The following is a 24,456-nucleotide window of genomic DNA, read 5'->3' as shown; positions in this document are numbered from 1 at the left end:
GCACGCGCGCGTGCCGTCCTGCGGCAGCCGGTAGGCGGCCATCAGCGCGCGGGCCGGGACCTCCTCCTCGACGATCTCGCGCAGCTGCTCGCCCATGACGTCGGGCAAGGAGCCGTCACGGGGCTCGGGCTTGCCGTCGTGGGCGGGGATGGAGCCGAAGTACTTCTCGATCCAGGCGAGCGTCTGCTCTGGGTCGATGTCTCCGACGACCGACAGGACGGCGTTGTTGGGCGCGTAGTACGTCCGGAAGAACGCGCGCGCGTCCTCCAGGGTCGCCGCGTCCAGGTCGGCCATCGAGCCGATCGGCGTGTGGTGGTAGGGGTGGCCCTCCGGGTAGGCGAGAGCGGTCAGCTTCTCGAACGCCGTGCCGTAGGGGACGTTGTCGTAGCGCTGGCGGCGTTCGTTCTTGACGACGTCGCGCTGGTTCTCCATCGACTCGTCGTCCAGTGCGGCGAGCAGGGAGCCCATGCGGTCGGCCTCCAGCCAGAGGGCCAGCTCCAGCTGGTGGGTGGGCATGGTCTCGAAGTAGTTGGTGCGCTCGAAGCTCGTCGTGCCGTTGAGCGAGCCTCCCGCGCCCTGGACCAGCTCGAAGTGGCCGTTGCCCTTGACCTGGGCGGAGCCCTGGAACATCAGGTGCTCGAAGAGGTGAGCAAGGCCGGTACGGCCCTTGACTTCATGGCGCGAGCCGACGTCGTACCAGAGACACACCGCCGCGACGGGGGTCAGGTGGTCCTCGGAGAGCACCACGCGCAGGCCGTTGGCCAGGCGGTGCTCGCTCGCTGTCAGGCCCCCGGAGCCTGCCTGGGCTGTGGCCGTGTGACCCATGGGCATGTACGTCCTTCCGATCGCGGACGCGGTCGTCGAAACCGCGGTTTTCCTGCCGGTCCTGCCACTGTATGCAAGCGTGCGCAGCCGCGGCGAAGTTCCCGGGCGGCGTACGCCGAGAGCGAGATCGCGTAGCCTGCGGACAGCCGTGGACGAGGTGCCGCTCCGGCCGGTCCGGTCGCCGACGCCCGGACCCTGGGACGCGCTGTCAGTGCCACGGTCCACAATGGTCCGCGTAGATCCCGTCACACGCCTCAGCAAGAGTGAGCCGAAGGGCGCGCGTCGACACCGACGTGAGCGCCCCGCAGGCGAGCGACCAGGAAACAGGAGGAGCCGGCAGCGATGGCCCGCCGCAGCACGAAGACCCCGCCGCCCGACGACTCGTACGAGGAGCGGATCCTCGACATCGACGTCGTCGACGAGATGCAGGGCTCCTTCCTCGAGTACGCGTACTCGGTCATCTACTCCCGCGCCCTGCCGGACGCCCGCGACGGCCTCAAGCCCGTCCACCGCCGCATCGTCTACCAGATGAACGAGATGGGCCTGCGTCCCGACCGCGGATACGTGAAGTGCGCGCGCGTCGTCGGCGAGGTCATGGGCAAGCTGCACCCGCACGGCGACGCGTCGATCTACGACGCCCTGGTCCGCATGGCCCAGCCGTTCTCCATGCGAGTGCCCCTGGTCGACGGTCACGGCAACTTCGGCTCGCTGGGCAACGACGACCCGCCGGCCGCCATGCGGTACACGGAGTGCCGTCAGACCGCGGCGACGAGCCTCATGACCGAGTCCATCGACGAGGACACGGTCGACTTCACCCCGAACTACGACGGCCAGGAGCGGGAGCCGGTGGCACTGCCCGCCGCCTTCCCGAACCTCCTGGTCAACGGCTCCTCGGGCATCGCGGTCGGCATGGCCACGAACATGCCGCCGCACAACCTGGGCGAGGTCATCTCGGCCGCCCGCCACCTGATCCGCTTCCCGAACGCGGATCTGGACACGCTGATGAAGCACGTCCCGGGCCCCGATCTGCCCACCGGCGGCCGGATCGTCGGTCTCTCCGGGATCAGGGACGCCTACGAGACGGGCCGCGGCACCTTCAAGATCCGCGCCACGGTGTCGGTGGAGACCGTGACGGCCCGCCGCAAGGGCCTCGTCGTCACCGAACTGCCCTTCGCCGTCGGCCCCGAGAAGGTCATCGCCAAGATCAAGGATCTGGTCGGCTCGAAGCGGATCCAGGGCATCGCCGACGTCAAGGACCTCACGGACCGCGCGCACGGGCTGCGCCTGGTCATCGAGATCAAGAACGGCTTCGTGCCGGAGGCCGTCCTGGAGCAGCTGTACAAGCTGACGCCCATGGAGGAGTCCTTCGGGATCAACAACGTGGCGCTGGTCGACGGCCAGCCGCTCACGCTGGGCCTCAAGGAGCTGCTCGAGGTCTACCTCGACCACCGCTTCGAGGTCGTCCGGCGGCGCAGCGAATTCCGCCGGACCAAGCGCCGCGACCGCCTGCACCTGGTGGAAGGCCTGCTCACGGCGCTCGTCGACATCGACGAGGTCATCCGCCTGATCCGCTCCAGCGACAACAGCGCACAGGCCAAGGAGCGCCTGATCGAGCGCTTCTCCCTGTCGGAGATCCAGACCCAGTACATCCTCGACACACCCCTGCGCCGGCTGACCAGGTTCGACCGCATCGAGCTGGAGGCGGAGCAGGAGAAGCTCACCGAGGAGATCGCCGAGCTGACCCGGATCCTGGAGTCGGACGCGGAGCTGCGCAAGCTGGTGTCGGCGGAACTGGCCGCGGTGGCCAAGAAGTTCGCCACCGAGCGTCGTACGGTCCTGATGGAGTCGGCGGGCACGCCGGCCTCCACCGTGCCGCTCCAGGTGGCCGACGACCCGTGCCGCGTGCTGCTCTCCTCCACGGGGCTGGTGGCCCGTACGGCGAACGCCGAACCGTTCGCGGAGGACGCGGACGCCCGGCGGACCAAGCACGACGTGATCGTGTCGGTGGTGCCCGCCACCGCGCGCGGGGAGATCGGTGCGGTCACCTCGACGGGACGGCTGCTGCGGATCAACGTCGTCGACCTGCCGCAGTTGCCGGACACGGCGTCGGCACCGAACCTCTCGGGCGGCGCCCCGCTGACGGAGTTCGTCCCCGTGGAGGGCGAGGAGACGGTGGTCTGCCTGACCACGCTCGACGAGTCCTCCCCGGGCATCGCGCTCGGCACCGAGCAGGGTGTCGTCAAGCGGGTCGTGCCCGACTATCCGACCAACAAGGACGAGCTGGAGGTCATCACCCTCAAGGAGGGTGACCGGATCGTCGGCGCGGTCGAGCTGCGCACGGGCGACGAGGATCTGGTCTTCATCACGGACGACGCCCAGTTGCTGCGCTTCCAGGCGGCGCACGTCCGCCCGCAGGGCCGCCCGGCCGGCGGTATGACGGGCATCAAACTCACCGAGGGCGCGAAGGTGATCTCCTTCACGGCGGTGGATCCGGTTGCGGACGCGGTGGTCTTCACGGTCGCGGGCTCGCGCGGCACGCTGGACGACTCCGTCCAGACGACCGCCAAGCTGACCCCGTTCGACCAGTACCCACGCAAGGGGCGTGCGACCGGTGGCGTGCGCTGCCAGCGGTTCCTCAAGGGTGAGGACTGCCTGTCGCTGGCCTGGGCGGGGCCCGTCCCGGCGCGGGCCGCGCAGAAGAACGGCACCCCGGTCGACCTGCCGGAGATCGACCCGCGCAGGGACGGCTCGGGCATGTCGCTGGGGAAGACGGTGTCGGTGGTGGCCGGCCCGGTCTAGGCCCTCTCGACGGCGTCGACGGCCTCGTCCATGCCCTCGACGGCCTCCTCGCCGGTCTGCTCCTCGGGATCCTGTACGTAGCGAAGGACGCCCCACATGCCGCGCTCGTCGTCGGCGTGCGGGGCGTTGTTCTCACAGCCCTCCAGTTCCTTGACGAGGGCCGCGGTGTCGATGCCGGAGCCGATCAGGACGAGCTGGGTGCGGCGTGCCTCGGCGTGGCCCCAGGGCTCCGGGTAGAAGCGCAGGAAGCGCCCGACGGCGTGCACGCTGTACCGGTTCGCCGGGTCGTGCGGCCCGAAGTCGACGTATCCCTTGATGCGGTAGAGCCCCTCGGGTCGGCTGTCGAGGAACGGCATCAACCGGCGCGGGTCCAGCGGGACTTCGGAGACGAAGGACAGGCTGTCGTAGGCCGTGTGCAGATGGTCAACGTGATCAATATGAGCGTCGTGTCCGGCGTTGCCGTCCTGCCGGTGCAGGTCGTCGAAGGAGAGCTGGCCGACGCGCTCCTCGCTCGGTCGGCACTCGAAGAGCAACTCGGGATCGACACGGCCGTAGGTGGCCGGTACGACGGCTGCCCGGTCGGTGAGCGAGCGCACGAGACCGAGGACACGGTCGGGGTCGGACGTCCGGTCCAGTTTGTTCACCACGACGAGGTCGGCGAGCGCGAGGTGCCGGTCGATCTCGGGGTGCCTGGCGCGGGTCTCCTCGAACTCGGCGGCGTCGACGACCTCGACGAGGCCGCCGTACACGATTCCCGGATGCTCGCTCGCGAGGATCATCCGGACGAGTTCCCCCGGCTCGGCGAGCCCGCTGGCCTCGATGACGATCACGTCCATGCGGGCGGAGGGGCGTGCGAGGCGTTCGAGGTAGACGTCCAGCTCACTGGCGTCCACGGCGCAGCACAGGCAGCCGTTGCCGAGGGAGACCGTGGAATCACCGAGCGCGCCCGCCACGGCCATGGCGTCGATCTCGATGGCGCCGAAGTCGTTCACGATCGCGCCGATACGGCTGCCTCCGCTGCGGTGGAGGAGGTGGTTGAGCAGCGTCGTCTTGCCGGAACCCAGGAATCCGGCGAGTACGACGACCGGGATCTGCTGTGGAGTGCTGCGCTGCGTCAACGTGCGACCTCTCTGACACCTACGCGTGCACCGGCTCGCGGCCCGGCGCACGGTCGAGGATTGAATGCGCAGTCAGGATACGAGCCGGAAGAATCACCGCGAAGTGAACGATTGTTAGCAGCGCCGGCGGGGCAGACGTTGGGCAAGGCGCCGTGGTGTGCGACCCTCACTTCCCTCCGTGCGCCTCCTCTCCGCCTCCCCCGCCGATCAGAGCCGCTCGGCACCCTGGGAGACGGCAAGCGCCGCCCACCGCTCGCCGGTCCCCGTCAGCCGACCCGCAACCGACGACCGGCTGACGGTCGCCTGATTCGGGGGTTGACATGGCCACACGAAAGCACGCTGCGGGGAAGCTGGCATCCGCCACGCTCGGCCTGCTGCTCACCGCCGGCACAGCGGTGCTGGCAGCCCGGCACCGGTATCTCGAGACGGCCCGCCTGGACGAGCGCCGACTGGAACTCGAGGAACTGGCGTTCCGCCGCAAGGCCCTGGCACATCAGCAGCGCATGCACTGGGAACTGCTGGCCAGGGCGATCGACGACCCGTCCCTCGCCGCGGTGATCGACACCTACGACAAGAGCATCCCGGCGGAGAAGCGCCGCCAGTTCCTGTACGCCAACGCGTGGTACGCCCACCTGTACCACCTCTACCGCGCGGGCATCGTGGACCGGGAGGAGCTGTACACGTATCTGCGCGAGTTCTTCCAGAGCCCGCTGTTCCGGGAGTACTGGGAGGCGTCCCAGAGTCAGCGCGCCACCCTCAAGCAGTCGTCCGACGAGGCCCGGATCGGACACATGGTGGACGGTCTCGTCAAGGATCTGGACGAGGCCGACACGGACGAATGGTGGGTGGTGGGCCATCCACCGGCCGAGTGAGCGCGGACCGCACCGCCGATCAGGTCAACTCCTGGGTCTCATCCGCACAACTTCGGCGATGCAGCCCCAACAACCCCACCGGTCCCGGTACTTTTTGCTCTGCACTCTGCCCAGACCCTTCTGAAGGACCGGTACCACTCTTGAAGATCGTGCGCCGCATCGGTGTGCCTCCGAGCGCCCGAGGCAGTAACTCGGGAGCCAACTGCCCGGATGTGTTCGAACTCAGTGACGGCAACTTCGCCGTCATCGGCACCGAGGCCACCGAGGCGCTGGACGGTGAACTGCCCGCGGACGCCGCACGCGCCGACTACGAACGCATCGTCGTCGTGAGCAGGGAGACACTGATCCGCGCCAAGGCGGACATTCCCGACGCCTGACCCACCGCACGAGCACGGTCCATCCGAAGACCCGTCCCGTCGTCCACCACCCCGGCCGCGCACAACCGTTGAGCGAGCCGGCGGTCACCCGGCGAGCAGCCCGGCACCCCGTCCCTGCTCGATCACCACCGATGAGGCCTGGCGCCAGAACGGCACCAGGCCACACGCGTTCTCCGGACGCCTTCAGCCGCGGACACCGGAAACCGGTCGCCTTCCGGCTCAGGCCGCCGACACGGGGACCGGCGCGCGAGGCCCCACATACCGCGCCGCAGGCCGGATGATCTTCTTGTCCTCCGCCTGCTCCAGGATGTTGGCGCTCCAGCCGACGACCCGGGCCGCCGCGAACGTGGGGGTGAACATCTCGCGAGGCAGCCCACAGAATTCCATGACGACGCCGGCGTAGAACTCCACGTTCGTGTGCAGTTCCCGGCCCGGCTTCAGCTCGGCCAGGATCGCCTCGACCTGCCGCTCGACCTCCACCGCGAAGTCGACGCGCGGCCCCCCGAAGCGCTGGGCGATCTCGCGGAGCATGCGCGAGCGCGGGTCCTCGGTCCGGTAGACGGCGTGGCCGAACCCCATGATGCGATCGCCCGCCAGAACCCGCTCGCGAATCCACGGGTCGATGCGGTCCGGGGTCCCGATCGCGTCCAGGGTGTCCAGCGCGCGGCTGGGCGCACCGCCATGCAGGGGTCCCGACAGCGCGCCGACGGCGGCGACCAGGCAGGCAGCCACGTCCGCGCCTGTCGAGGTGACGACCCGGGCGGTGAAGGTGGACGCGTTGAAGCCGTGATCAATAGTGGAGATCAAGTACTGCTCGACGGCGCGCGCCCGCTCCGGTTCCGGCTCGGCACCGGTCAACATGTACAGGTAGTTCGCCGCGTACGAGAGATCCTCACGCGGCTCGACGGGCCCGAGGCCCTTCCCCAGCCGGTACAGCGCGGTGAGCAGCGTCGGTACGGCGGCGGCTGCGGCGAGGGTGTCCTCCCGTCGCCGGTCGGCGTCGATGTCGTACACCGGCCGGAAGCCCTTCGCGGCGCCCAGCAGCGACAGGGCCGTGCGCAGGCCGGCGAGCGGGTCAGCGTGCGCGCCCGCCGCGGCTATGGCCGGCAGCGCGGCCGCCACCTGGTCGGGAAGCCTCCTCAGGGCCGCGGTCTCGGCGGCGAAAGCGGCAGCGCGGGGGGCGTCGGGCAGGTCACCGTGGACGAGCAGATGCCAGACGTCCTCGAACGGACGGCTGTGGGCGAGGTCGACGGCCGAGTACTGGCGGTAGTGGTAGAAGCCCTCGCGTCCCCGGACGTCACCGACCTCGGTGTCGGCGACGACGACACCGGCAAGTCCCCGCGGTACCTCGACGAGTGTGGCTGCGGACCTGTTGACGGACATGGTTTCCTCCTTGAACTTGATTTGACTGTCCATGATTGACTAAATCTCTGTCAATATTGATTGAATCAACATATGAGCCTTATGGATACGGTGACCCTCATGCGCGATCAGGAACCCGGCTCCGGCCACCCGGAACGACGGCTGACCACCAAGGAGGCCGCCGAGCTGCTCGGCGTAAAGCCCGAGACCGTGTACGCGTACGTGAGCCGAGGCCAGCTCGGCAGCCGACGCGTGCCCGGCGGCCGCGGCAGCACCTTCGACGCCCAGGAGGTCGAGACGCTCGCGCAGCGCAACAGGCGGGAGAGCAACGGGACTCCGGGCACGGGCGCCGAGCAGTCCGTACGCACCCGTCTCACTCTCATCGACCAGGACAGGTACTACTACCGAGGCGTCGACGCGACCGAACTGGCCGCCCGGCACTCGTACGAAGAGGTCGCCGAGTGGCTGTGGACCGGCCGGATGCGGACCGGCGCCACCTTCACCGCACCCCCGGCCTCCGTCGAGGCGGCCCGCCGCGCGGTCGGCGCGCTGCCCGAACACACCGGACCCACCGACCGGTTGCGCGTCGCCGCGATCGCCGCCGCGGTGGCCGACCCGCTCCGCTTCGACCTCTCCCAGGACGCGGTCCTGGGTGCGGCCCGCACCCTCATCCCGACCCTCGTGGCCGCACTGCCGGCGAAACTTCCCGCCCACCGGGACGGCGGTTCCCTGGCCCAGCGGCTGTGGGGACGGCTCAGCTGGCAGCCCGCGGCGGAGGCGCCGCTGCATGTCCTGGACACCGCGCTCGCCCTGCTCGTCGACCACGACCTGGCCGCGTCGACGCTCGCGGTGCGGGTCGCGGCCAGCGCCCGCGCACACGCCTACGCGGCCGTCACCGCCGGTCTCGGAGTGATCGAGGGCCCCCTGCACGGCGCCGCGAGCGGACTCGCGCACCGGCTGGTGCTGGAAGTGCTCGACCAGGGCTCCGCGGGACCCGTGATCGCGGCGGAGCTGCGGGCCGGCCGCCGCATCCCCGGCCTGGGACACCGGCTCTACGCGCAGGAGGACCCTCGCGCGCGTGCCCTCTTCGCCCTGCTGGAGGAGATCCCCGAGGCGGCGCCCGCCCTGGCCGCCGCCCGCGACATAGTGGCCACGGCCGCCCGGCACACCCCGCTGCACGCCAACGTCGACCTCGCGCTGGCCGTCCTCACCGCGTCCTGTGGGATGGAGGCGTCGGCGGGCGAGACCGTCTTCGCCGTCGCCCGGACGGCGGGCTGGATCGCGCACGCCCTGGAGGAGTACGGCGAACGCCCCCTGCGCATGCGTCCGAGCGGCCTCTATGTGGGCCCGAAACCTCCCCGGCCGCTCCCGGAGTAATCCCACCGCACACCCCTGAACAGGCGCGACGCCACGGGTGCCCCGGTCTGGGCGGCACACATGCGCGTGCCGTCCTTCGGGACACATGCCCTACCGGAGGTCGCTGCGGGCCAAGTCAGGTTAGGCTCACCTCTGTGAGTACGTGCACGACCGTCTCGCGGGACCTCGACGAGCCCATGGCCGGGACCGCGGCCACGGCGACGACCTGGCTGCTCCTCGAACAGTCCGGCCCCTGGGGTGCCAAGGCGCTCACGTCGAGCCACCTGGACCCCGTGCTGGGCCGCGCCCTCGAGGCCGCCGCGCAAGGCACCGGAGTTCGCGTCGCGCTCATCCGGCGCCCCGGCCCGCACGCCGACCTCGGCACCGCTCCCCAGCGCCAGGTGTACGCGGCCCACACGGTTCCGGGCAGGGTGTGGCTGCGCAGCGCCACCACCGATGACCCGGGCCGACTGCTGGACATCGACCTCGCCGCGCTCGGCCGGGGCGACCACCACACCTTCGACACGGCTCTCCACGGCACGCCCTACACCGGCGACCCGCTCGCCCTCGTCTGCACCAACGGCAAACGCGACCGCTGCTGTGCCCTCCTCGGCCGCCCCCTCGCCGCCGAACTCTCCGCTTCGGGCGTCGACGGGGTCTGGGAGGTCACCCATCTGGGTGGTCATCGCTTCTCGCCGACCGTGCTGGTCCTGCCGTACGGCTATGCGTACGGCCGCGCCCAGGCCCACGCCGTCAAGGAGGTGTTGCACGGCGCCCAGGAGGGTCGCGTCGTCGTGGAGGGCTGCCGCGGGAACTCGGCGTGGGAACGGCCCGGACAGGCGGCGGAGCTGGCCGTGCGCACGGCGACCGGCGAGTACGCGGCCGAGGCGCTCACCGTCGTTCTGACGCGGGGCGAGGCGCCGCGGTGGGAGGTGACCATCGCGCATGTGGACGGTCGGCACTGGCGGGTGGTCGTGACCCAGGGCGCGTCCGCACCGCCCCGCCCGGAGAGCTGTGGGGCTGCAGTCCTCGGGTCCCCCGCGCGGATGGACGTGGTGGCGATGCACGCGCTCAGGTCGGCGGCTCTGGTCGGCTGATCGGCCGGTGCGATGACGATCGACCTTGATCCGAGGTATCGCGGTATCCGAGGTATCCCGGTATCCGAGGTATCGCCGAATCGTTTCCTCTTGAGTCGATCAAGAGATCCGTATGACACGCCACTACGGCTCCGCGGGCCCGCCCACGTACCGTCGGGGGTATGAGCCCCACTCCCCCCGTCCGTCGCCTGCGCCTCGGGATGCCCCGCCGCGTGTTCTCGCAGATCCTGCTCATGCAGCTGGCGATCGCCGCCGGAGTCGTCGTGCTCGCGACCGGCCTGTTCCTGGCCCCTCTCAGTGACCAGCTGGACGACCAGGCCATGCGCCGCGCGCTCGCCATCGCGCAGACCACCGCGGCCGTACCGCAGATCGCCGAGGACCTCCAGCACACACCGCCGTCGGTCGACGGGCCCGTGCAGCTGGCGGCGGAGCGGATCCGCAAGGCGAGCGGGGCCGAGTACGTGGTGGTGATGGATCTTCGCGGCACGCGCTGGTCCCACACCGAGCCCCAGGAGGTCGGCGGCCACGTCTCGACGGACCCCAGCGACGCCTTGGCCGGCCGGGACGTCATGGAGATCGACAACGGCACGCTGGGCCGCTCGGCCCGCGGCAAGGTACCCCTGCGCGACGGCGGCGACAGGATCGTCGGGGCGGTCTCGGTGGGCATCGAGTACGACAGCGTGCGCGCGCGGCTGATCCACGCCATCCCGGGACTGTTCGCCTACGCGGGAGGCGCGCTCGCCGTGGGTGCGCTGGCCGCCTGGCTGATCTCCAGACGGGTCCAGCGACAGACCCGTGACCTGGCGTTCTCCGATATCTCGGCGCTGCTCTCGGAACGCGAGGCGATGCTGCACGGCATCCGGGAGGGCGTCGTCGCCCTGGACCGGGCCGGCCTCGTCCGCCTGCTCAACGACGAGGCACAGCGTCTCCTGGGCATCGGCGACGAGGCGGTGGGCCGGTCACCGGACGAGGCGCTCGGTGAGGGCCGTACGTCCGACGTCCTGGCCGGCCGGGTGACCGGTACGGACCTGGTCACCGTCCGCGGACAGCGCGTGCTGGTCGTCAACCGCATGCCCACCGACGACGGCGGTGCCGTGGCCACCTTGCGCGACCGCACGGAACTGGAACAGCTGGGGCGGGAACTCGACTCCACGCACGGGCTGATCGACGCTCTGCGCGCCCAGGACCACGAGCACGCCAACCGCATGCACACGCTCCTGGGGCTTCTCGAACTGGAGATGTACGACGACGCCGTGGAGTTCGTCGGCGAGGTGGTCGGTGACCACCGGGCCACCGCGGAGCAGGTGACCGAGAAGATCGGGGATCCACTGCTCGCCGCGCTGCTGGTCGGCAAGGCCACCGTGGCGGCCGAGCGCGGCGTCGCCCTGGGGATCTCGGAGGGCACGCGACTGCCCGACCGGCTGGTCGATCCGCGCGGGCTGGTGACGGTCGTCGGCAATCTGGTGGACAACGCGCTGGACGCCGTAGCCGGCACTCCGCACGCGCGCGTGGAGGTCGAGTTGCGAACCGAGGGCCGCAGCGCCGTGCTGCGAGTGCGGGACACGGGGCCCGGAGTCCCCGCCGAACAGCGTGAGTTGATCTTCACCGAGGGCTGGTCCACGAAGAAGCCGCCTGCCCACGGCAAACGCGGCATCGGCCTCTCCCTGGTGCGCAGGCTCGCCGAGCGGCAGGGCGGCGGGGCGTCAGTGAGCGATGCTCACGGAGGCGGCGCCGAGTTCACGGTCGTCCTGCCCGAGGCTCTGACCGAGGCCGAGCTGGAGCCCGCCCTGGCCGCACCCACGCAGAGCACCGCCGAGAAGGAGACGCGATGATCGAGGTCCTGGTCGTGGACGACGACATCAGGGTCGCCCGCGTCAACGCGGCCTACGTCGAGAAGGTGCCCGGCTTCCATGTCGCCGGCGAGGCGCACAGTGCGGCCGAAGCGCTCCGCCAGGTGGAACTGCTGCCGCGTCTCGACCTGATCCTGCTCGACCACTACCTCCCCGACGAGACGGGTCTGGAGGTCGTGCAGGAAATGCGCAGACGTGGCCACCAAGCCGACGTGATCATGGTGACTGCCGCGCGGGACGTCACGACGGTGCAGGCAGCGATGCGGCAGGGCGCTCTGCAGTACCTGGTCAAGCCGTTCAACTTCGCGGGCCTGCGCGGCAAGCTGGAGGCGTACGCGGAGCTGCGTCGCAGGCTCGACAGCGGCGGCGAGGCGGAACAGGCCGACGTCGACCGCATTTTCGGCGCCCTGTCCGCACCCTCGGAGCCGGGGCTGCCCAAAGGCCACTCCCCCACTACGGCGGAGCTCGTGCGCCAGTCCCTGATGAACGCGGAAGGGCCGCTGTCCGCCCAGGAGATCGCCGAACGCACCGGGGTCAGCCGCCAGACCGCACAGCGCTATCTGAAGCTCCTGGAGCGCACCGGCAGGGCCCGGCTCACCTTGAAGTACGGCGACGCGGGCCGCCCGGAACACCGTTACGTGTGGGCGACCCGCGGCTGAGCGATTCGACGTGCTGTGGCGGGGCCGGACGGACAGTGGCGGCAGCCATCCGACCACCGGCGCAGGAGTCGCGCGTGAACCGGGCGTGACCCGAAGCACAGGTCCTAGACGGCCCCGGCGCCCGTCAGCGACCGGACCTCGGTCTCCGCGTGTTTGGCCTCGTCCGGGACCTCCGCCGAGGTGACCGTGCCGAGCCAGCCGGCGAGGAAGCCCAGGGGAATCGAGACCAGGCCGGGGTTCTGGAGCGGGAAGATCTGGAAGTCGACGTCCGGGAAGATCGACTGAGGGCTGCCCGACACGACGGGCGACACCACGACGAGCACCAGGGCCGGAACCAGTCCGCCGTAGACCGCCCAGACGGCACCCCGCGTGGTGAATCCCCGCCAGAACAGCGAGTACAGCAGGACCGGCAGATTCGCCGACGCGGCGACGGCGAAGGCGAGTCCCACCAGGAAGGCGACGTTGAGATCGCGGGCCAGCAGGCCGAGGCCGATCGCGATGACGCCGATGCCGATGGCGGCGATCCGCGCGACCGTCACCTCGCTGCGCGGTGCGGTGCTCCTGCGTCGCAGCGAGGCGTACAGGTCGTGGGCGACCGACGCCGAGGAGGCGAGCGTGATCCCCGCGACCACGGCGAGGATCGTGGCGAAGGCGACGGCCGCCACGATCGCGAACAGCACGGCCCCTCCGGTGGAACCGGCGCCGCCGCCCAGGTCGAGGGCCAGGAGCGGGACCGCCGTGTTCCCCGAGGCGTTGGAGCCGCGTACGGCGTCCGGACCGACGATCGCCGCCGCGCCGAAGCCGAGGACGATCGTCATCAGGTAGAAGCCGCCGATGAGTCCGATCGACCAGACGACGGAACGCCGGGCGGCCCGCGCCGTCGGCACGGTGTAGAAACGGGCCAGGATGTGTGGCAGACCTGCCGTACCCAGCACGAGTGCGAGCCCCAGGCTGATGAAGTCGAAGCGGGCGATCCAGTCCCCACCGTATTTCAGGCCGGGCGCCAGAAACGCGGCACCGTGCCCGCTGCGCTCAGCCGCGGTGCGCAGCAGCCGGTCGAAGTCGCCATGGAAGCGCACCAGGACGAGCACGGTGAGCACGATCGTGCCACCGAGCAGCAGGACCGCCTTCACGATCTGGATCCACGTGGTGGCCCGCATTCCCCCCAGCGACACATAGATCACCATGAGGGCGCCGACACCGATCACGGCCCATGCCTGGGCCGCCTCGCCGGTGTCGCCGAGCAGAAGGGCGACGAGGCTGCCCGCACCCACCATCTGCGCCACCAGGTAGAGAACGGACACGGTGACGGAGGCCGTCCCTGACGCGATCCTCACGGGGCGTTCGTTCATCCGCGCGGCAATGACGTCGGCAAGCGTGAAGCGCCCGCAGTTGCGCACCAGTTCGGCCACGAGGAACAGGACGACGAGCCAGGCCACGAGAAAGCCCACCGAATACAGCAGACCGTCGTAGCCGAAGAGGGAGATGAGCCCCGAGATGCCAAGGAAGGAGGCGGCCGACATGTAGTCGCCCGCGATGGCAAAACCATTCTCCATGGGGGAGAACAGCCGCCCGCCCGCGTAGAACTCCTCCGCCGAGCCCTGCCGACTGCGACTCACCCACGTCGTGATCCCCAGAGTGATGGCGACGAAGACACTGAACAGCAGCAACGCCAACGTCTGATGGTTGCCGGTCACACCGCACCGCCCCGTGCCTCACGCGTCAGTTCCTGGGTGTCCCAACGCAGTTCGAGCGCCGCGCGGTCCCTGTGCAGTCGTGCGTGGCGCGAGTAGGCCCAGGTGAGCAGGAAGGTGCTCAGGAACTGTCCGAGCCCCGCGAGGAGAGCCACGTTCACCGCGCCCCACACGGGACGGGCCATGAATCCGGGCGCGGTCGTCGCTGTGACGACGTAGGCGACGTACCAGAGGAAGAACCCGATGACCGCGGGAATCACGAACCGCCGATATCGGGTGCGGACCTCCTGGAACGCCTCGCTGCGCTGCACCTCGACATAGACCTGCGCCGCCGCGGCAGCCCCGTCCACCCGCTCCCGACGCGCTGCGGGAACCTCGGTCCCGGACGTGTTCGGGGTGTCGGCCTCGCCCCAGCCCGAGGCCAGCGCGTCATACCAAGGGTCTTCGTACCGCATGTCCCCCGAGGTCTCGACGGACGCCGGGTCAACGCCTTGCCAAGGGTCGCCCGAACTCTCGGTACCGCGGGCACGGCCGTTGCTTGACTGCATGCCCAAGGATGGACAGAACGGGAAGATCCCCGACTCTTCTTCCCTGCGCGCTTCACCCCATCAGGTGACGAAAGGCGCTTTCACCCCACCGGTGGCCGCACCAGCCCCTTCCTGAACGCATAAAGAACCGCCTGTGCCCGGTCGTTGAGCCCGGTCTTCGTGAACATGTTGTTGATGTGTGTCTTCACGGTCGCCGTAGAGACCTGCAGTTGTCGGGCGATCTCCTGGTTGCTGAGGCCTCCGGCGATCAGGACGAGCACCTCGGTCTCCCGTGCCGTCAGCCCGTCGGGCGGACCGACGGGCGCCTTCGGCTCCGGCTCGGGCGCCGACAGATGCTCCAGCAGCCGCCGTTGGACACCTGGCGACAGTCCCGCGTCCCCCGACAGGACGTCCCGCACGGCCCGCACGATCTCGTCGCCGCCCGCGTCCTTGGTGAGGTACCCGCGGGCACCCGCTCTGAGCGCGGGGAACAAGGACTCGTCGTCCCCGAAGGTCGTGAGCACCACCACTTGCGTGCCGGGATGCTCGGCCCGGATGCGTCGGGTCGCCTCGACGCCGTCACAGCGGGGCATGCGCAGGTCCATGAGCACCACGTCCGGGTCCAGTTCCCCGACCAGCCGCACCGCCTCGTCGCCGTCTCCTGCGGCGCCCACGACCTCGATCCCCGGCAGCAGCCCGAGCAGCATCACGATGCCTTCCCGCACGATGGTCTGGTCGTCCGCCACCACGACCCGGGCGGGCTTCGCCTCCGACTCCTCGGTCATGCCGGCACCTTCAGCGTCACCACGAACCCTTCCTCGTCCGGTCCCGCCTCGAGCGAGCCTCCCAACAACTCGGCGCGCTCCCGCATCCCCAGCAGACCGTACCCGCCTCCCGCCCCGGCGAGTTCGGCCGGCGAACCCCCCGAGTCCCTTATCTGCAGGATCAATTGGTCCGATCGGTAATCCAGGTGCACCTGCACCTTGGCCCCCTGCGCGTGCTTGCGCACGTTGGTCAGTGCCTCCTGGGCGACCCTGCGCACGGCCTGTGATGCCTCGGCCGACAGTGGTCTGCGTTCACCCGCCACTGTGACCTCAGCACCGCCGGTCGCCCGCACCAGCCCCGCCAGGAACCCTTCCAGAGGCGTCAGCTCGCCCCGCAGCGCGGAGAGCGCCTGCCGTGTCTCCTCCAGACCGTCGCGGGCCATTCCGCGCGCCGCGACCACCCGTTCGAGAATCTGCGCGCGGTCCGCACCCCGCTCGATCATCAGCCGGGCCGCCTCCAGGTGCACGAGTTGCGCCGAAAGGCTGTGGGCCAGCACATCGTGGATCTCCCGGGCGATACGGGTGCGCTCGGCGAGCGCGGCCGACTCCGTCTCCGCGACACGAGCCGCCCTTTCATGGGCGAGCAGCCGCTGGGCATTGCCCCGGGCCTCCGCGTCAAGCCGGAGCGCGTACCCGGCGAGGGCCATACCGCCGGTCGTGGCGACTGCGGTCAGCCATCCGTCCTGGCTGAACACGGCGAACGAGGCGAAGCCCACGCCCGCCGGGAGCAGCGCGGCCGCCAGAGGCAGCCGCTCCAGAGCCGCAATGGCGCATCCGCACCACAGAATGGTGGCGGGCGTCTCGAATCCCACGGCACGGACAACGGCCGCAAGCCCCAGCAACAGGAGCAGGAGGCTCAAGGACGCCCACAGCCGGTGTCCGAGTGTGAGACGGAAGAACGCCCAGGCCAGCAGCCCGGCCACCAGGAATCCGCCGATCCCGGCGGCTGCGGTCCAGCCACGGACACGGTTGTCGTGGAGGGCGCTCCAGATCAGGACGCCGGCTACCAGGAGCCGCACGGCCCAGGCCAGCAGGCGCCTCGGCTGTGGGACCCCTTCACGGCCGAGCGCCTCACGGGAAGGCCAGCGCAGGAAGGCGTCCTCCATCACACGGGCTCCTTCCACAGGGACCGGGGCACACCGTCACCGTACGTAAGGGCTGAGGCTGTGGTCGGGGTCCGGTGCAGGGACTGCACCCGCCATGCCAGGACGCCGGAACGGCCCAGCAGAGTGGCGGCCAGAGCGAGTATCAGGGCGGAGCTGCCCTGGTGGACGCCCACCATCGCGCCACACGCGAAGAGGCCCGCACGCAGGCCGAGACCCGCGGTCCAGACGACCACACTCGCCTTGGTGCTCTTGCTCCACACGGTGCCGTCCGTCTCCACCCATATGCGCGTGGTCCAGGCCCAGCCGGCACCCAGGGCCAGCCCCATGAGCAGATCGGCGGCGAGTATCGCAGCGGACGCCGTGTGGCGGTCGCCGCCGAGGAGGTCGGGCTCGCGCAGGGCCACGAAGGCCAGGATGCCGGGCAGCACCCACCAGCGACGGTCGGTGTCGACGCGGCCGGCGCGGAACTGCCGCACGATCGCCAGAGCGGCCACGGCCGCGATCAGCAGCGCGTTGACGAACCAGGCCATCGCAGCCTCCGTGAGCGGAAGAGGTCGCCGACAGCGAGCGCCGCCGACGCCTTCGACGCTACGGAAACGGCCTGGCCTGGAGATCGGCCCTCGGGTGGATCATGGGTGGATCTCAGCGAGCCGCGCTCTCCACCCCCAGGTGGAGGCTCCGCCGACGGAGACAGCCCGGAACCTCGGTGGGCAGCCGACCTGGACACCAGCCCGTAACCCGGGTGGGGCCGACCTGGACACCAGGTCGGCCCCACCCCACGAGACTGCCCGAACGACACCGCCCGGCCCTGCTGCAGCGCCTACGCGTCGATACGCGACCGGTCCAGCGTCGCCGCCGAGCTGGAGATGAACTCCTTGCGCGGCGCCACATCGTTCCCCATGAGCAGATCGAACACCTGCTCGGCCGCCTCCAGGTCGGAGAGGTTGATGCGGCGCAGGGTGCGGTGCCGCGGGTCCATCGTGGTCTCGGCCAGCTGATCGGCGTCCATCTCGCCCAGACCCTTGTACCGCTGGATGGAGTCCTTGTACCGGACGTTCTTGCTCTGGAACTCCATGAGCTTGTCTCGCAGCTCGCGGTCCGAGTACGTGTAGACGTACTTGTCCTGGCCCTTCTTGGGCTGGACCAGCTCGATGCGGTGCAGCGGCGGCACCGCCGCGAACACCCGGCCGGCCTCCACCATGGGCCGCATGTAGCGCTGGAACAGCGTCAGCAGGAGGCACCGGATGTGGGAGCCGTCCACATCGGCGTCGGTCATCATGATGATCTTGCCGTAGCGGGCCGCGTCGATGTCGAAGGTCCGCCCGGAACCCGCTCCTATGACCTGGATGATCGCGCCGCACTCGGCGTTCTTCAGCATGTCGGTCACGGACGACTTCTGAACGTTGAGGATCTTGCCCCGGATCGGCAGGAGCGCCTGGAACTCGGAATTCCGTGCGAGCTTCGCCGTACCGAGCGCGGAGTCGCCCTCGACGATGAACAGCTCGCTGCGCTCGACGTCGTCGCTGCGGCAGTCGGCGAGCTTGGCCGGCAGCGACGAGGACTCCAGGGCCGTCTTGCGACGCTGGGCGTCCTTGTGCTGCCGGGCCGCGATACGCGTGCGCGCGGCGGCGACCGCCTTCTCCATGACGACCCGTGCCTGGGCCGCCGCGTCCCGCTTGGTGGACGTCAGGAACGCCTTGAGTTCCCGGGAGATCACGGTGTTCACGATGCGGCGGGCCGCCGAGGTGCCCAGGACCTCCTTCGTCTGGCCCTCGAACTGGGGCTCGGCGAGCCGGACCGTGACGACGGCGGTCAGACCCTCCAGGGCGTCGTCCTTCACGATGTCGTCCTCGGCGACGCGCAACAGTTTCTTGGAGCGCAGCACCTCGTTCACCGTCTTGACGATGGCCTGCTCGAAGCCGGCTACATGGGTGCCGCCCTTGGGAGTGGCGATGATGTTGACGAAGGACCGGAGAGTCGTGTCGTACCCGGTACCCCAGCGCAGCGCGACGTCGACGCCCAGCTCGCGGGTGACCTCCGTCGGCGTCATCTGGCCGTGGTCGTCCAGGACCGGGACCGTCTCCTTGAAGGAGCCCTGACCGGTGAAACGGAGCACGTCGCAGACGGGCTTGTCGGTGGCCAGGTACTCGCAGAACTCGCTGATTCCGCCGTCGAAGCGGAAGGACTCCTCACCCTTGCTGCCCCCGTCGCCCAGACCGTATTCGTCACGGACGACGATCGTGAGGCCGGGCACCAGGAAGGCGGTCTGGCGGGCGCGCTGGTGGAGGTGCTCCAGGGAGAGCTTGGCGTCCTTGAGGAAGATCTGCCGGTCGGCCCAGTAACGCACGCGTGTGCCGTTGCGGGTCTTCGGGATCCGCTTCGTCTTGCGCAGACCGCTCGCGGGCTCGAACTTGGCGTCCGCCCCGTCACCGGCGAACACGCCGGGGACGCCGCGGCGGAAGCTGATCGCATGGGTGTGCCCACCGCGGTCGACCTCTACGTCGAGCCGGGCGGACAGTGCGTTCACCACCGAGGCACCGACGCCGTGCAGACCGCCGGAGGCGGCGTACGAGCCACCGCCGAACTTGCCGCCGGCGTGCAGCTTGGTCATGACGACCTCGACACCGGACAAGCCGGTCTTGGGCTCGACGTCGACGGGGATGCCCCGGCCGTTGTCCCGCACCTCGACGGAGGCGTCGTCGTGGAGGATCACCTCGATGTGGTCGCCGTAGCTGCCGAGAGCCTCGTCGACGGAGTTGTCGATGATCTCCCAGAGGCAGTGCATGAGGCCACGGCTGTCGGTGGAGCCGATGTACATACCCGGGCGCTTGCGTACGGCCTCGAGGCCTTCGAGGACGAGCAGGTGCCGCGCGGTGTAGTTGGAACCGTCCCGGTCTGCTCCTGCCAGCAGCGCTGTGGACGGCACGGACGTATCGGCGGTCACGCGTTTCGCTCCTCGCTGAATTTCAGATGGGCCCTCACTGGGTAAGGGCGCGGCTTCGGTCGCCGCAAAGAGGGTACCGAGGCCTGGTAGAGCCGTTGTCACGCCACCCTCCCCCGAACTCACACTAGTCCAGCGTCGCATGCGTGTTCGATCCCTCGATGGAGTGAAGTACATATCACGTTCCCTCGGAGGCATGAACCATTTAGGCTCCGGGCACGTCCTCATGAACAAACCGGCAATCCAGCCGGGAGGACCGGACCATGACCGACAGCGCGAAACCGTACGACACAGCCAACACGTAATACGGCACATTCGCCGCCAAACCGGCAGCAGACGGCCGCCTCGGAAGATTTTTTCGAGGAGAAGCCACGAGCGGGAACGTTTTGGGGCTGGTTGGATGTTGACCCTGGTACGACAGCTCGTCGAGCTAGAGAAGAGGCGACGTGACTACTGTTCTGACCCCCGCGAGCCCGATGACGGCCGCTGACCGCTGCGGCGCCCAGGCGTACGTGCGCGTCGTCCTGCTCAGCGGCGGAGAACTGCTCTTCTGCGCCCACCACGGTCGCAAGTTCGAGCCGGAACTCAAGAAGATCGCCGCTGAGATACAGGACGAGACGGAGCGACTGACCGCCGTTCCCGCCTCAGAAGAAGAGCGCTGACAGATCGCGTTCACCGACGAGCGACCACCGGCACAGGCTGGTAGCGGGCGGTCGCCCCTGCGTCCCAGGGGCGACCGCCCGCACTCGTTCGAAAACCCGTCTCAGCCCCCGCGTGACGGCCGTGCGGCGCCTGGCAGCGCGGCCTCCCAGCGCAGTGTTCTGACGATGTCGGACACCCGCGTGTAGACGCCGGGGCTGCCGGCCCGCCCACACCCGCTGCCCCAGGACACCAGGCCGATCAGGCGGCCCTGGGCGACCAGTGGCCCGCCGCTGTCTCCCTGGCAGGAGTCGCGGCCCCCCTGGGGCTCCCCGGCACACACCATCGTCTTCGCCCGGTACGAACCGTCGGCCGGCCCTGGGTAAGCGTTCTCGCAGACGCTGTCCCGCAGCACATGCACACGAGCGGCGCGCAGCCCGTGGGCGTAGGAGCCGACTCCCGAGGTGTCTCCCCAGCCGTAGACCATGGCCTCGGTGCCCGCGGAGTACGCCGGATCACCGGCACCGGTCATGGCGATGACCGAGGTCTGCGGCAGCGGCTCGGCCAGCTTGAGCACGGCGAAATCGCCGGAGTTGCTGTAGCTGTCGTAGGCCGGGTTCACCCAGATCTCATTCACGGCGATCTCCTGACCCACGTCCGAGTAGAGATCTGTACGGCCCGCCACGACCTTCAGGTCGTGTGCCCGGCCGGGGGGAACCCCGAGGACCTCCTCGCCCATGCAGTGGGCTGCGGTGAGCACCGTGGTCGGGCCGACTGCCACTGCCCCGCAGAACTGCCCCGACCGCATACCTCCGAACCGGTCACGGCTGGACAGGGCGACGGTCCAGGGGCTGTCCGACACATCGACCGGGAAGCCACCCACCACGACACCGTCGGAGGCCGCCGGGACGGCGGACACCAGTGGTATGGCCATGACCGCGGTCACCAGGACCAACGGCCTGGTCAGCACCCGGACAAAGGGACGACGCATGCACGCTCCTCACTCAGGAGTGATCGATGGACACCCAGAGTGATTCAGTGCACGGCGCCGCGCACCCGCGGAGCAAGCCGAAAGGCCCGGCCCCCGAAGGGGACCGGGCCTTTCGCGGTCGTACGCAGTCGACTTAGTCGAGGTAGTCGCGCAGCACCTGAGAGCGGGACGGGTGACGGAGCTTCGACATCGTCTTGGACTCGATCTGGCGGATGCGCTCGCGCGTGACGCCGTACACCTTGCCGATCTCGTCGAGGGTCTTCGGCTGACCGTCGGTGAGACCGAAGCGCATGGAGACCACGCCGGCCTCGCGCTCGGACAGTGTGTCGAGGACAGAGTGCAGCTGCTCCTGGAGGAGCGTGAAGCTGACCGCGTCGGCCGGGACGACGGCCTCGGAGTCCTCGATGAGGTCACCGAACTCGCTGTCGCCGTCCTCGCCCAGCGGGGTGTGCAGCGAGATGGGCTCGCGGCCGTACTTCTGGACCTCGATGACCTTCTCCGGGGTCATGTCGAGTTCCTTGGCCAGCTCCTCCGGGGTGGGCTCACGGCCCAGGTCCTGAAGCATCTGGCGCTGCACGCGCGCGAGCTTGTTGATGACCTCGACCATGTGCACCGGGATACGGATGGTGCGGGCCTGGTCGGCCATGGCGCGGGTGATCGCCTGACGGATCCACCAGGTGGCGTACGTGGAGAACTTGTAGCCCTTGGTGTAGTCGAACTTCTCGACCGCGCGGATCAGACCGAGGTTGCCCTCCTGGATGAGGTCCAGGAAGAGCATGCCGCGGCCGGTGTAACGCTTGGCCAGGGAGACCACCAGACGGAGGTTGGCCTCCAGGAGGTGGTTCTTGGCCCGGCGGCCGTCCTCGGCGATGATCTCCAGCTCACGCTTGAGCTTGGGGGCGAGCTTGTCGGCGTTGGCCAGCTTGTCCTCGGCGAAAAGACCGGCCTCGATGCGCTTGGCGAGTTCGACCTCCTGCTCCGCGTTCAGCAGAGGGACCTTGCCGATCTGCTTGAGGTAGTCCTTGACCGGGTCGGCGGTGGCACCGGCGGCGGCGACCTGCTGGGCGGGCGCGTCGTCCTCGTCGTCGTCGGAGAGGACGAATCCGGCGTTCTCCGTGCCCTCGGGCTCGTCGCCCGTCTTGGGGGTCGTCTCCTCGGCGGCCTCGTCCTCGACCAGCTCGGCGTCGTCCTTCTTGCCGGCGGTCTTCTTCGCAGCCGTCTTCTTGGCGGGGGCCGCCTTCTTGGCGGTCGCCTTCTTCGCAGCCGTCTTCTTGGCTGCTGCCTTCTTCTCGGTGGCGGCTTCGTCTGTGGGGTCGTCCACAGCGGAGGCCGGAGCGGCGGGAGAAGTGGCGGTGGCCTTCCTGGTGGTCACCGTCTTCGCCGCGACCGTCTTGGCGGCGGTGCGCTTGGCCGGACTCTTCGCTGCGACGCTCTTTCGGGTGCGCTTGGGCTCCGCGGCACTGACCATCAGCGTCACACCCTCTTCCTCGAGGATCTGGTTGAGGCTGCGCAGTACGTTCTTCCACTGAGTGGCCGGAATCTGGTCAGCTTCGAAGGCCCGACGCACATCGTCGCCGGCGATCTGCCCCTCAGCCTTTCCCCGCTCAATGAGCGCCATGACAGAGACGGACTCGGCGATCTCAGGCGGGAGCGTACGGGATGTGCTGGCCGACACGAACAACCTCTCGGAACGTTGGAAAACGGCTTCCGGCCCCGTCCACTACGGACAGGAGCCGACCACCGGCCTTGGGGATGGGCCGACGGTGCGGGCGGGGGCCGGGAAGTTGCACAGCGCCTTGAACGGCGTCCGTATTCCCTCCGCGGCTGTCACCTCTTAGGTCATCGCGTTGCTTCCATGAGCGTTACGCCCAATCTTCGTGGCCCGAGTCACACCCCGTAAGCGCTCAAAAACGGTCAGACAAGGGCAGATGAGGTCACCCGCAGTGTCTACCCACACCGTTGCGGCCCAATCGGCCTCGACGCGCGGCCGGACCCCGCAGGCCCGTGGCGGGTCCTGCGGGGTCCGACGGGAGGGCGTGGGAAGGCGGGGAAACCTCGGGAAGGCCGGGACGGCACGGCAACGGGAAACCGTCCCCGGCCCCTCCGCCCGAAGCGTGGGGTCAGTGCTCGCGGGGCGCCGGGACGACCCGCTCCACCTCGGGGTGGACGGTGAGCAGCTGGCGCATGGCCGCTTCGGCAGCGGCGCCGTCACCCGCCGCGAGAGCGTCGGCGATCCTGCCGTGGTGACCGAGCGACGCCTCGGTGGGCCGGTCACAGCCCGTGACCGGGCTGCCGGAGACCTGAAGGGCGGAGGACACGATGCCGGAGAGGTGCTCCAGCATGCGGTTGCCCGCGATCTGGATGAGCAGCGAGTGGAACTCGGCATCGGCCCGGGAGTAGGTGAGCGCGTCACCCTGACCCATGGCGTGCCCCATGATCTCGACCATGTCCGACAGGCGCTGCTGAACATCCTCGCGCCCGTGCCCGGCCGCGAGACGGGCGGCGAGCGGCTCGATCGTCCAGCGCAGCTCGCTGAGCTCGCGCCGCTGGCTGTCGCGCTGCGGGCCGAAGGCACGCCACTCGATGATGTCCGGGTCGAGGAGGTTCCAGTCACTCACAGGACGCACGCGCGTGCCGACGTTCGGCCGGGCACTGACGAGTCCCTTGGCCTCCAGGACCCGGAGCGACTCGCGGACGACGGTGCGGGAGACCTCGAAGCGCTGGCCGATCTCCTCGGGCACGAGCGGGCGGTCGGCACCCAGATCGCCGGAAACGATCATCTGGCCGAGTTGCTGGACGAGTTGGCCGTGCAGCCCGCGTCCGCGGCTGCCCGCGCCACGCCGGCCGACACGGCCCAGCTCAGGTTCCGCACTCTCCCAGACAGAAGAGCCGACACGGTCGGCTGCGGGGCCCTCCGCGAAGGGGTAGCGGTCGAGTTCGCCCGGGCCGGCCAGACCGGAGTCGGTGGAGCGGGCGGCGGTCATCATGGTGTGCGCAAGGGTACTCACGGATTCTTTGTCGGCGCTCTTTCCAACTCCCTTGAGGTCTTTGGTGAAAAGCACACGAAAGGGTGATCGCTCACCCCATCGCAATTGACGCCTTATCGGAAAGAAATGGGCTTTATCCGGGGAGTTGCGCACAAGCTGGTCCCAGATGCGCATGGGTGGTCGTCATCGGATTCGGCTGCGCAGGGTTGTGAGCAAATACGCGCACAGCAGGCCGCTCAGCGACAAGGCCAGGGCTCCGCCCACGGGTTGAGTGACCACGCGCAATGCGGCTGCGACATAGCGGTCTCCCCCGAAGGGCCACTGGGAGAGCAGCACCTCCCGCAGCCGCACCGACATCCCGGCCGCGGTCCGCACGGACGCGCTCTCCACGGCCTTCTGTACGAGCGGTACGACGGCCACCGGTACGGCGAC

Annotated in this window: 20 protein-coding genes and 1 pseudogene; 8 read left to right on the top strand and 13 right to left on the bottom strand. The window is 69.6% G+C overall.

Annotation, left to right across the window (positions count from 1 at the left end; genetic code table 11):
• The coding region (locus BZL64_RS29525) for a M16 family metallopeptidase (RefSeq protein WP_143663341.1) at positions 1-825 on the bottom strand (825 nt) is incomplete at its 3' end.
• 342 nt (positions 826-1,167) lie between these two features.
• On the opposite strand from BZL64_RS29525, the gene BZL64_RS29520 reads away from it, so the two are divergent.
• Positions 1,168-3,624 (top strand): DNA gyrase/topoisomerase IV subunit A, encoded by a 2,457-nt coding sequence (locus BZL64_RS29520; protein WP_086772217.1) that lies wholly within the window; start codon positions 1,168-1,170, stop codon positions 3,622-3,624.
• On the opposite strand, the gene BZL64_RS29515 is transcribed toward BZL64_RS29520, so the two are convergent.
• Positions 3,621-4,742, bottom strand: a complete 1,122-nt coding sequence (locus BZL64_RS29515; RefSeq protein WP_086772216.1) for a CobW family GTP-binding protein — start codon at positions 4,740-4,742, stop codon at positions 3,621-3,623. The genes BZL64_RS29520 and BZL64_RS29515 overlap by 4 nt on opposite strands.
• Positions 4,743-5,062: 320 nt before the next feature.
• Between BZL64_RS29515 and BZL64_RS29510 the strand changes: the two genes are divergently transcribed.
• On the top strand, positions 5,063-5,614 hold the full coding sequence (locus tag BZL64_RS29510) for a DUF6082 family protein (RefSeq protein ID WP_086772215.1): 552 nt from the start codon (positions 5,063-5,065) through the stop codon (positions 5,612-5,614).
• Positions 5,615-5,754: 140 nt separating this feature from the next.
• Positions 5,755-5,991 (top strand): hypothetical protein, encoded by a 237-nt coding sequence (locus BZL64_RS29505; protein ID WP_086772214.1) that lies wholly within the window; start codon positions 5,755-5,757, stop codon positions 5,989-5,991.
• A gap of 219 nt (positions 5,992-6,210) precedes the next feature.
• Here BZL64_RS29505 and BZL64_RS29500 read toward each other — a convergent pair whose 3' ends face one another.
• Positions 6,211-7,374 carry a citrate synthase/methylcitrate synthase gene (locus tag BZL64_RS29500; RefSeq protein WP_086772213.1) on the bottom strand — a complete coding sequence of 388 codons (1,164 nt, stop codon included), beginning with the start codon at positions 7,372-7,374 and terminating at the stop codon, positions 6,211-6,213.
• 99 nt (positions 7,375-7,473) lie between these two features.
• Here BZL64_RS29500 and BZL64_RS29495 point away from each other — a divergent pair, with 99 nt between their 5' ends.
• The 4 genes from BZL64_RS29495 (at position 7,474) to BZL64_RS29480 (ending at position 12,315) form a co-directional block, all read left to right on the top strand.
• Positions 7,474-8,730 (top strand): citrate synthase, encoded by a 1,257-nt coding sequence (locus BZL64_RS29495; RefSeq protein WP_086772219.1) that lies wholly within the window; start codon positions 7,474-7,476, stop codon positions 8,728-8,730.
• 134 nt (positions 8,731-8,864) lie between these two features.
• Entirely contained in the window at positions 8,865-9,806 is a 942-nt protein-coding gene (locus BZL64_RS29490; RefSeq protein ID WP_086772212.1) for a sucrase ferredoxin, read from the top strand.
• Positions 9,807-9,967: 161 nt separating this feature from the next.
• Complete coding sequence (locus BZL64_RS29485) at positions 9,968-11,638, top strand: sensor histidine kinase (RefSeq protein WP_086772211.1); 1,671 nt, start codon at positions 9,968-9,970, stop codon at positions 11,636-11,638.
• Positions 11,635-12,315, top strand: coding sequence for a response regulator (locus tag BZL64_RS29480; protein ID WP_086772210.1), 681 nt, complete (start codon positions 11,635-11,637; stop codon positions 12,313-12,315). The genes BZL64_RS29485 and BZL64_RS29480 overlap by 4 nt, the downstream gene beginning before the upstream one ends.
• A gap of 104 nt (positions 12,316-12,419) precedes the next feature.
• On the opposite strand, the gene BZL64_RS29475 is transcribed toward BZL64_RS29480, so the two are convergent.
• From BZL64_RS29475 to BZL64_RS29450, 6 genes are all read right to left on the bottom strand, one after another.
• A complete protein-coding gene (locus BZL64_RS29475) occupies positions 12,420-14,012 on the bottom strand; it encodes a solute symporter family protein (RefSeq protein ID WP_086772209.1) in 1,593 nt (530 codons plus the stop codon).
• Positions 14,009-14,464, bottom strand: a complete 456-nt coding sequence (locus tag BZL64_RS29470; protein ID WP_086772208.1) for a DUF485 domain-containing protein — start codon at positions 14,462-14,464, stop codon at positions 14,009-14,011. The genes BZL64_RS29475 and BZL64_RS29470 overlap by 4 nt, the downstream gene beginning before the upstream one ends.
• 173 nt (positions 14,465-14,637) lie before the next feature.
• Positions 14,638-15,321 carry a response regulator transcription factor gene (locus BZL64_RS29465; RefSeq protein ID WP_086772207.1) on the bottom strand — a complete coding sequence of 228 codons (684 nt, stop codon included), beginning with the start codon at positions 15,319-15,321 and terminating at the stop codon, positions 14,638-14,640.
• Positions 15,318-16,469: a sensor histidine kinase gene (locus BZL64_RS29460; protein WP_086772206.1), complete on the bottom strand. Its 1,152-nt coding sequence runs from the start codon at positions 16,467-16,469 to the stop codon at positions 15,318-15,320. The genes BZL64_RS29465 and BZL64_RS29460 overlap by 4 nt, the downstream gene beginning before the upstream one ends.
• Positions 16,466-16,996, bottom strand: a complete 531-nt coding sequence (locus tag BZL64_RS29455) for a DUF1453 domain-containing protein (protein WP_086772205.1) — start codon at positions 16,994-16,996, stop codon at positions 16,466-16,468. The genes BZL64_RS29460 and BZL64_RS29455 overlap by 4 nt, the downstream gene beginning before the upstream one ends.
• A 290-nt stretch (positions 16,997-17,286) precedes the next feature.
• Complete coding sequence (locus BZL64_RS29450) at positions 17,287-19,410, bottom strand: DNA gyrase/topoisomerase IV subunit B (RefSeq protein WP_086772204.1); 2,124 nt, start codon at positions 19,408-19,410, stop codon at positions 17,287-17,289.
• Positions 19,411-19,853: 443 nt separating this feature from the next.
• Between BZL64_RS29450 and BZL64_RS29445 the strand changes: the two genes are divergently transcribed.
• A complete protein-coding gene (locus BZL64_RS29445; RefSeq protein ID WP_086772203.1) occupies positions 19,854-20,069 on the top strand; it encodes a DUF7455 domain-containing protein in 216 nt (71 codons plus the stop codon).
• Positions 20,070-20,170: 101 nt separating this feature from the next.
• Here the strand turns inward: BZL64_RS29445 and BZL64_RS29440 are convergent, their stop codons facing one another.
• From BZL64_RS29440 to BZL64_RS29425, 4 genes and pseudogenes are all read right to left on the bottom strand, one after another.
• Complete coding sequence (locus BZL64_RS29440) at positions 20,171-21,037, bottom strand: S1 family peptidase (RefSeq protein ID WP_086772202.1); 867 nt, start codon at positions 21,035-21,037, stop codon at positions 20,171-20,173.
• Positions 21,038-21,170: 133 nt separating this feature from the next.
• Positions 21,171-22,712 carry an RNA polymerase sigma factor gene (locus tag BZL64_RS29435; protein WP_086772218.1) on the bottom strand — a complete coding sequence of 514 codons (1,542 nt, stop codon included), beginning with the start codon at positions 22,710-22,712 and terminating at the stop codon, positions 21,171-21,173.
• Positions 22,713-23,157: 445 nt separating this feature from the next.
• The gene (locus tag BZL64_RS29430; protein WP_086772201.1) at positions 23,158-24,045 is read right to left on the bottom strand and encodes a FadR/GntR family transcriptional regulator; all 888 of its coding nucleotides are present in this window, start codon (positions 24,043-24,045) and stop codon (positions 23,158-23,160) included.
• 162 nt (positions 24,046-24,207) lie between these two features.
• A pseudogene (locus BZL64_RS29425) lies at positions 24,208-24,456 on the bottom strand (ABC transporter ATP-binding protein); the annotation flags it as partial.

This window comes from Streptomyces bobili (assembly GCF_002154575.1).
In the GTDB taxonomy this organism is placed as follows: Bacteria; Actinomycetota; Actinomycetes; order Streptomycetales; family Streptomycetaceae; genus Streptomyces; species Streptomyces bobili.
Note: the sequence above shows the minus strand (reverse complement) of the source record. Positions and strands in the feature narration are given on the sequence as shown.